Source organism: Lutibacter sp. HS1-25 (assembly GCF_004121075.1).
Taxonomy (GTDB): Bacteria; Bacteroidota; Bacteroidia; order Flavobacteriales; family Flavobacteriaceae; genus Lutibacter.
In genome coordinates this window covers 22204-28936 of record NZ_RHLN01000027.1, presented here as the reverse complement: position 1 = coordinate 28936, position 6733 = coordinate 22204, and the positions used below count along the sequence as shown (strand labels likewise).

Below are 6733 nucleotides of genomic sequence, written 5' to 3'. Positions count from 1 at the left end.
AAGCAATACCATTTGCAATGGCTGCCATTGTTAATTCAGCTACGCCTGCTTGTAAAAAGGCACCCGAAAAATCATTCTTTTTTAAGGCGTGTGTATTTTTTAAGAAACCATCTGTTTTATCACTGTTTGATAAATCGGCTGAAGAAACAATCATATTCTCCACATTTTGTGCTAAATAACCCAACACATTTGCTGAAGCTGCTCTGGTTGCCAATCCTGGTTTATTAACAATAGATTCAAAATTTAACGCTGGTAATTTTCCTGCTAAAAAGCCATCTAACTTTTCTGCTAGTTCAGGATTGTCACTTCTCCATTTGCTTATTTCAGCTTTTTTTGCTGCTGCAGCTGCTTTTTTATTTTCTAAAAGGGTTGCGTAAAACGCTTCAACATCGGCATATTTTGCAAAAGGATCGTTTACATCAGCACCTAAGTTTTTTAGGGTAGCATTAAAATCGGCTCCTGTATGTCCAATTGGCTGTCCGTGTAGTTCACAATGTCCTTCCCAATTAGCACCTGTTTCAGTAACACAACCTTTACCCATAATGGTTTTACCAATTATTAAGGTTGGTTTTTCTTGCTCATTATTAGCATCTTTTAAGGCTTTTCTAATCTCATCGTGGTTATGACCATCAATAGTTACTACTTTCCAACCCCAAGCTTCGTATTTTTTTGCAGTGTCTTCTGATGTTACTTCATCAGTCATTGTAGATAATTGCACATCATTTGCATCATAGAACATAATAAAATTGTTCAATCCTAAATGTCCTGCTATTCTTCCTGCTCCTTGTGAAATTTCTTCCTGAACGCCTCCATCTGAAATAAATCCGTAAATTTTATGATTCATCCAATAACCAAAACGTTCTGCTAAAAATTTAGCTGCAATGGCTGCTCCAACACCCATTGTATGTCCTTGTCCTAATGGTCCTGATGTATTTTCAATTCCTCTTAAAACATCAACTTCTGGATGACCTGGAGTTACAGAACCCCATTGTCTGAAGTTTTTGATATCTTCTTTTTTATAATTACCCAATAAATAATATTGTGCATATAATAGGGTTGATAAATGTCCTGCATCCATAAAGAAACGGTCTCTAAATGGCCAAGACATATCACTTGGATCAAAGTTTAAAAATTCTGAATATAAAATATGCATAAAATCGGCGCCTCCCATTGGTCCTCCTGGATGCCCTGAATTTGCCTGCTCAACCATTGAAATGGCTAAAGCTCTTATATTGTCTGCTGATCTTAAATTTATGTTACTCATTTTTTTAGTTATTAATTTATTCTTAATAAAATAAACAATTAAATTCTTAGAAAATACCTTCATATTATTCTAAGAATTTAATTAATTATCTATGGTTGAAATTTTATTTCTCCCAAATTTTTTCCATTTCTTCTAAAGTTTTTCCTTTTGTTTCAGGAACAAATTTCCAAACCAATACCATTGCCAATACTCCCATCACACCGTAAATCCAATATGCAAAACCGTGGTTGAATTTTTCTAATAAATAGGTGTTTTTATCCATCATTGGGAAAGTCCAAGATACTAAGTAATTAGAAATCCATTGTGCTGCTACAGCAACTGCCAAAGCTCTTCCACGAATTTTATTTGGAAAAATTTCAGACAATAGTACCCAACAAACAGGTCCCCAACTCATAGCGAAACTTGCAACATAGATTAACATAAATACCAATGCGCCTATTCCAACTGATTCCATAAAGAAAGTTGTTCCTAAAGCAAACATAGAAATTGCCATACCAGCTGCTCCAATAATCATTAATGGCTTACGACCAAATTTATCAACTGTCATAATTGCTAATACTGTAAATACTAAATTAACAGCACCCACAATAATGGTTTGCAATAAAGCCGTATCAGTTCCAGATCCCATACTTTTAAAAATCTCTGGAGCATAATACAACACCACATTGATACCTACAAATTGTTGAAAAACAGATAGCAACACCCCAATTACAATCACAGTTATACCAAAAGAAAATAATTTCCCTGAATGACTTTCTACTGTATTTTGAATATCGGCTAAAATTTTCTTTCCTTCTTCAACACCATTCACTTTAATTAAAACATCTAACGCTTTTTCAGGTTGAGATTTTAAAACTAAAGATCTAGGAGTATCTGGAACAAAAAATAGCATGAATAAAAATAAACCTGCTGGAATTACTTCCGAAGCAAACATCCATCTCCAACCTACTGTATTTAACCAAATATCATCACCTTGTCTTGCGATGTAATAGTTCACAAAGTAAACAATTAACATACCGAAGATAATAGCAAACTGGTTCATTGAAACCAATTTACCTCTACTTTTTGCAGGTGCAATTTCAGCAATATATAAAGGAGATAACATTGAGGCTAATCCAACTCCAATTCCTCCTATTATTCTATATACTATAAACACATACATAAATGTATGATCTGCTTCGCCAATTGGTCTAACAAACATTTCTGGCATTGCAGAGCCCAAAGCTGATAATAAAAACAAAGCTGCGGCTAAAATTAACCCATTTCTACGACCTAATTTTTTACTAATTACCCCTCCTGAAATACCTCCAATTATACAACCAATTAAAGCACTGGAAACAACAAACCCTAATCTGGCATTTGCTTCCATTTCACCTAAACCAAAGGGTAGTACAAAAAAGCTTTCTAAAGAACTTACTGTTCCTGAAATTACTGCTGTATCATACCCAAAAAGAAGGCCTCCTAGTGTTGCCACTATGGTTAATTTTAATAAATAACTAGAATTTGATGTTTCCATATGTTTTGTTCGGTTTATAGGTTTGTATTAAAAAAGAGTGTTAATTAATAATTAACACTCTTCTTTTTTTAAATATATTGATTGATGATATTTTCGAATAACTCTTGTTTACCACTTTTTAATGATAACTCTCCGTTTTCTTGTGCGATTTTGTATAAATCTTGCATAGATAACTTTCCTTCTTCAAAAGCTTTTCCATTACCAGCATCAAATGAAGCATAACGTTCTTTTCTTAATTTATCATATGGTGATGAAGTGATGATTTTATCTGCAATCAATAAAGCTCTTGCAAAAGTATCAGCTCCACCAATATGTGCTAAGAAAACATCTTCCATATCTGTTGAATTTCTTCTGATTTTAGCGTCAAAGTTTACACCTCCACCTTGAAGACCTCCTGCTTTTAAGAATACCAACATTGCTTCTGTTGTTTCTTGAATGTTATTTGGAAACTGATCTGTATCCCATCCATTTTGGTAATCTCCACGGTTAGCATCTAAACTTCCTAACATACCTGCTTGTGCAGCTACATCTATTTCGTGTTGGAATGTGTGTTGTGCTAATGTTGCGTGGTTTACTTCAATATTCATTTTAAAATCTTTATCTAAACCTTGTGCACGTAAAAATCCAATTGCAGTAGCACAATCAAAATCGTACTGATGTTTCATTGGCTCCATTGGTTTTGGCTCAATAAAGAAATTTCCTTTAAATCCTTGTGAACGTGCATAATCACGAGCCATTCTTAAAAACTGTCCCATATGGTCTAATTCTCTTCCCATATCAGTATTTAATAAAGACATATAACCTTCACGTCCTCCCCAGAATACATAGTTTTCTCCTTCTAAAGCAATAGTTGCATCTAAAGCCAATTTTATTTGTCCACCTGCACGAGCAACAACATCAAAATCTGGATTTGTTGAAGCGCCATTCATATAACGTGGGTTTGAAAAACAGTTGGCTGTTCCCCATAACAATTTAATGTTATTTCCTTTTTTCTTTTCTTTTAAATAGTCTGTAATAAGCGCTACTCTTTTTTCTTGCTCTGCAAAGGTTGCTCCTTCTTGAATTAAATCTGTATCGTGAAAACAGAAATAATCAAAGCCCATTTTGCTAATAAATTCAAAAGCTGCATCTGCTTTGTCTTTTGCTGCCTGAATTGGGTCTGATGATTGATCCCAAGCAAAATTTTGTGTTCCTGGTCCAAATGGATCGCCTCCTTGTCCACAGAATGTATGCCAGTAAGCAATTGCAAATTTAAAATGCTCACGCATTGTTTTTCCTGCTACAACCTGATCTGGATTGTAATATTTAAATGCTAACGGATTGTCTGATTCTTTTCCTTCAAATTTAATTTCTCCAATACCTTTAAAGTATTCTTTGTTACCTAAAATTGCCATTTCTAAATTTTATTTATTAATTATTATATTGTTTTTCTAAATCTTGTTTCCAAATTGCATACGCATCGTTGTATGCTTTTTTATCTTTTAACGGATGATAAGTCATCACGTGTTCGTTGTCTGAAAATGCTTCATCAAAAGTTTTAAAATCTCCTGTACTTACACCTGCTGCACGTGCTGCGCCAACTGCTCCAGTAGTATCAATTATATTGATATCAGTACCTACCAACGTTGCTATGGTATTTGAAAATATTTCTGAACGAAATAAATTGTCGTTACCTGCTCTTATTGCCGATAAATTCACACCATCATTTTTTAGGATATCAATTCCGTATACAAACGAAAATGCAATACCTTCTAATGAAGCTCTTAATAAATGTGCTTTATTGTGTTTGTTGAAGTTTAAATTGAAAGTGCTTGCGCCTGTGTTTTTACTATTCAACATACGTTCTGCACCATTCCCAAATGGTAAAATTCGCAATCCATCTGAACCAACTGGAACTGAAGAAGCCAAGTTGTTCATATCGTTGTATGAATCTGTGGTAGCAACAACATTTTGTTTCATCCAACTATATTGAATGCCTGCGCCGTTTATACACAATAACTTTCCTATTCTTGGCTGCTCTGTTGTGTAATTTACGTGGGCAAAATTGTTGATTCTAGAACTTTCTTTGGTGGCTGTACTTTCTGTAATTGCATATACAACACCAGATGTTCCTCCTGTAGCTGCGATTTCACCTGGATTAAAAGCGTTTAATGACAGTGCATTATTTGGCTGATCTCCAGCTCTGTATAAAACTGGAATTCCTTCAGGCAAACCAATTTCTTCTGAAGCTTTTTTATTTATAGTTCCTTGGTTTGAAAATGTTGGAACAATGGTTGGAATTAAATCGGTGCTAATTCCCATATAATCAAACAACCAATCTGCTGGTTTGTTTTGTTTAAAATCCCACATAATTCCTTCTGAAAGTCCAGAAATTGTAGTCGTTACTTCCCCAGTTAATTTCATGGCGATAAAATCTCCTGGCAACATTAATTTATCAACTTTTTCAAAAATTGCTGGTTGATTTTCTTTTATCCACTTTAATTTTGAAAGCGTAAAATTACCTGGTGAGTTTAATAAATTAGAAACACATTTGGCTTCTCCTGCACCTTTAAAAGCGGAATCTCCAATTTCAACAGCCCTGCTATCGCACCAAATAATTGATGGTCTTAAAACTTCCTGATTTTTATCAACTACAACCAATCCGTGCATTTGATAAGCAATTCCAATACCTTTTACTTTAGTAGCGGCAACTCCTGTTTGTGCCAATAACTTTTGGGTTACTTTACAAATATTTTTCCACCATAAATTGGGATCTTGTTCTGCCCAACCTGTTTTTTCGGCAATAATTGCCATTTCTGTTTCTGGATATTGCGTAACTCCAATTGACTTTCCTGTACTTGCCTCAATCAAAGCTGCTTTAACTGATGAACTCCCTAAATCAAATCCGATGTAATACATAATTTTATAATGATTCTCTAATTGTTAATGTGGTTGGAACATAACACTGCATTGGTTTGTCTAGTGTAACAAACTCCGCGGCTTTGGTTCCCATTTCTTTAAAATCGGTTGAAACAACCGTAATACCTTTATATATAAATTTTTTCATAGGTGTTTCATTGTAAGACAAAAACCCGACATCTACACCAGGCTCTAGACCTTTATCTCTACATTTCTCTAAAAACTCACCTAAAATTCGATCACTCACACTTATATAAGCTGTACCCTTGTTAATAATTAAGTTTTTTGTATCTGTAATAACTTCATATTCAAAAGAAAACTCTTTACAGAATTTTACAAAAAACACAATGGTTTCTTTTGTGTGATTTGTAAAAGTTGGATAAATGAATGTAATGCTATTGTACTTTTTAAATAAATCCAAAGCTCCTTTTAAGGCTTCATAAAATGATTTTCCAAAATCTTGGAAAACATAGTTATTTTCAGGTTTAGAACGTATATCCCAATCTATCAATAATAAATTTTCATTGGTTATTTTAGAAAGAATTTCAGGAACAGACTTGTGGTCAAAACCCATTACCACATATTTATAATACTTACCTAAACTGTTTGTAATTATGGTATTAAAATTATCTATATTATAATGATGAAACTGAACATCTGTTATAATATTTTCTGGTAAATTATTGATAAATGAATGGTATAAAACTTCCTTATAAGCTTTAAAAGTATCTAACACTAACAATACTTTTTTTGTTTCACTAGCAACATAGTAACCTTTATTTGGTACTGACACAACTACACCGTTCTCCTTTAATACAGAATATGCCTTAAAAACAGTATCTCTTGATAAATTATGTTGCTTACAAATACTATTAACTGACGCTAATTCATCACCTATTACCAAAATATTTTTTGCGATAGCTTCATTTATTGCATTAACTAGCTGTTGATATTTTGGAACATCGCTTCTATGCTGGATTGTAAAAGTCAATTGTTTTTTCATTTTGCGTACTGTTCTGTTGTGGTCTGTAAAAGTAGAAAAAAAATATTAATTT

4 protein-coding genes and 1 pseudogene are annotated in these 6733 nt (G+C 33.4%); all 5 read right to left on the bottom strand.

Annotation, left to right across the window (positions count from 1 at the left end; genetic code table 11):
* Positions 1-1264: pseudogene (locus EC396_RS10375) on the bottom strand (transketolase); the annotation flags it as partial.
* 103 nt (positions 1265-1367) lie between these two features.
* Positions 1368-2780 carry a D-xylose transporter XylE gene (xylE, locus tag EC396_RS10370; RefSeq protein ID WP_129366634.1) on the bottom strand — a complete coding sequence of 471 codons (1413 nt, stop codon included), beginning with the start codon at positions 2778-2780 and terminating at the stop codon, positions 1368-1370.
* 68 nt (positions 2781-2848) lie between these two features.
* Positions 2849-4174: a xylose isomerase gene (gene xylA / locus EC396_RS10365; RefSeq protein WP_129366633.1), complete on the bottom strand. Its 1326-nt coding sequence runs from the start codon at positions 4172-4174 to the stop codon at positions 2849-2851.
* 16 nt (positions 4175-4190) lie between these two features.
* Complete coding sequence (locus EC396_RS10360; RefSeq protein WP_129366632.1) at positions 4191-5678, bottom strand: xylulokinase; 1488 nt, start codon at positions 5676-5678, stop codon at positions 4191-4193.
* 4 nt (positions 5679-5682) lie between these two features.
* On the bottom strand, positions 5683-6681 hold the full coding sequence (locus tag EC396_RS10355; protein ID WP_129366631.1) for a GntR family transcriptional regulator: 999 nt from the start codon (positions 6679-6681) through the stop codon (positions 5683-5685).
* Positions 6682-6733: the final 52 nt, after the last annotated feature.

Bases quoted from the DNA above. Each gene is read 5' to 3' on its own strand.
- xylA (WP_129366633.1), bottom strand. From the start codon at position 4,174: ATGGCAATTTTAGGTAACAAAGAATACTTTAAAGGTATTGGAGAAATT.
- EC396_RS10360 (WP_129366632.1), bottom strand. From the start codon at position 5,678: ATGTATTACATCGGATTTGATTTAGGGAGTTCATCAGTTAAAGCAGCT.
- EC396_RS10355 (WP_129366631.1), bottom strand. From the start codon at position 6,681: ATGAAAAAACAATTGACTTTTACAATCCAGCATAGAAGCGATGTTCCA.
- xylE (WP_129366634.1), bottom strand. From the start codon at position 2,780: ATGGAAACATCAAATTCTAGTTATTTATTAAAATTAACCATAGTGGCA.